Here is a 2,168-nt window from a genome sequence, read left to right as displayed (position 1 = left end):
TTCGACGAGTCCACGGTGGCATCGATGGCGGACCGCCTGGTGCGGCTGCTCGAACAGGTCGCCCAGGAACCGGAGTTGACGGTCGGCGCGATCGACGTGCTGTCCGACGGCGAGCGCCGCGCCCTCGCCGGCGCCAACGGCGCCCCGGCCACCGCCCTCGGCGACACCACCGTCCCCGCCTGCTTCGAGTCCCAGGCGGCGCGGACGCCCGAGTCGGTGGCCGTGGTGGCCGGTGCCACCGAGCTGACCTACCGGGAGCTGAACGAGCGGGCCAACCGGCTCGCCCGTGAACTGATCGCCCGTGGCGCGGGACCCGAGCGCCTGGTGGCCCTCGCCCTGCCGCGCAGTGAGGCGATGGTCGTGGCGCTGCTCGCGGTGCTCAAGTCCGGCGCCGCCTATCTGCCGGCCGAACCGCCACACCTCGCCGGGGCCGTACTCCTGGTCACCGACACGGCCACCGCCGGCACGCTTCCGGACGCAGCCCTGCCGCGTCTTGTCCTGGACGAGCCGGTCACCGTGACGGCCCTCGCCGCGCACAGCGGGGCCGACCTCGACGACGGCGACCGCGCCGCGCCGCTGCTGCCCGGCCACCCCGCGTATCTGCTCTCCGGTGTCACCGGCGTGCACGGCGCGCTGGTCAACCGGCTCACCTGGTATGCCGACGCGTTCCCCGAGCAGCGCACGGCGGCCGTGCTCGCGACCACGCCCGCCACCGGCATCGACGGGCTCACCGAACTGCTCGCGCCGCTGCTGTCCGGCGGCTCGACGGTCCTCGCCGCACCGGGCGTCACGGAGAGCGTGTCCGCCCTCGCCGATACCGTGGTCCGGCACCGCATCGCGCGGCTCACCGTGGCCCCCGGCCGCCTCGGCGCCCTCGCCGCGAGCGAGGAACTGCCCCGCATGACGGACGCCACCGTGTGGATGTGCGGCGACCAGCGCCTGGACGCGGCGGCCGTCGAGCGGTTCCGCACCAGTCTGCCCTCGGCACGGCTCGTCACCTTCTACGGATCCGCGGCGGCCGGCGCCGTCGCGGCCCCCGGCGACCGGACCGAGCACGGCACGGACGTCCTGATCGGGCGCCCGGTGCGCGACACCGGCGCCCTGGTCCTCGACGAGGGAATGCGGCCCGTGCCGGTGGGTGTCGTGGGCGAGCTGTATCTGACCGGTGCCGGACTCGCCCGCGACCACGCGGCCCGGCCCGGCGAGACCTCCTCGCGCTTCGTGGCCTGCCCGGTCGGACCCGACGGGGCCCGGATGTACCGGACGGGCGACCGGGCGCACTGGACCACCGACGGACAGCTCGTCCTGGCCGGACGGCACGACGAGCCGGGCCAACTGACGGTACTGGCACCGCAGTTGGACGCGACGGCCGCTCCGCGCGAGCCGCGCGACCCGGTCGAGGAGGCCCTGTGCGGGCTCTTCGCTCAGGTCCTCGGCGTGGAGACGGTCGGGGTCGACGACAGCTTCTTCGACCTCGGCGGGCACTCCCTGCTCGCCACCAAACTCGTCAGCCGGGCACGCGCCGCGCTGCGCACCGCCCTGTCGGTGCGGGACGTCTTCGAGGCGCCCACCGTCGCCGAACTGGCCCTGCGGGCCAGGACCGGCGGCCGGCCGAGGCCCGCGCTCGCCCCGGCCCCCCGCACCAGTGGCCTCCCGCTCTCCTCGGCCCAGAGCCGCCTGTGGTTCCTCAACCGGCTCGACCCGGAATCGGCCGCCTACAACATGCCGCTCGCCGTCCGTCTCACCGGCGCCCTCGACGTGGCGGCCCTGGACGCGGCGCTCGGCGACGTGGTGGCGCGGCACGAGAGCCTGCGGACGGTGTTCCCCGAGGTCGACGGCGAGCCCCGCCAGGTGGTCCTCGACGCCGGTGAGGCGTGGAGCGGACTGCGCGTCCAAGAGGTGACCGAGGAACAGCTCGCCGAGCTGACCCGGGCCGAGGCCGACCGCGGTTTCGACCTGACCTCGCAGATCCCCCTGCGCGCCTTCCTCCACCGCACCGCCACCGACGAGCACGTCCTGCTCCTGATGCTGCATCACATCGCGGCCGACGGCTGGTCGCTCGCCCCGCTCGCCCGTGATCTGTCGCGGGCGTATGGGGTGCGGTGTGGTGGTGGGTCGGGTGGTTGGGCTGGTTTGCCGGTTCAGTATGCGGATTTCGCTGTGTGGCA

Annotated in this window: 1 protein-coding gene; it reads left to right on the top strand. The window is 74.7% G+C overall.

Annotation, left to right across the window (positions count from 1 at the left end):
* Positions 1–24 precede the first annotated feature (24 nt).
* A partial coding sequence (locus ACWC2B_RS38000) for an AMP-binding protein (RefSeq protein WP_450724921.1) occupies positions 25–2,168 on the top strand: 2,144 nt, incomplete at its 3' end.

The organism is Streptomyces sp. NPDC001415 (genome assembly GCF_053597395.1).
The sequence above is the reverse complement of the archived record's forward strand: the minus strand, read 5'-3'. Positions and strand labels throughout refer to the sequence as shown.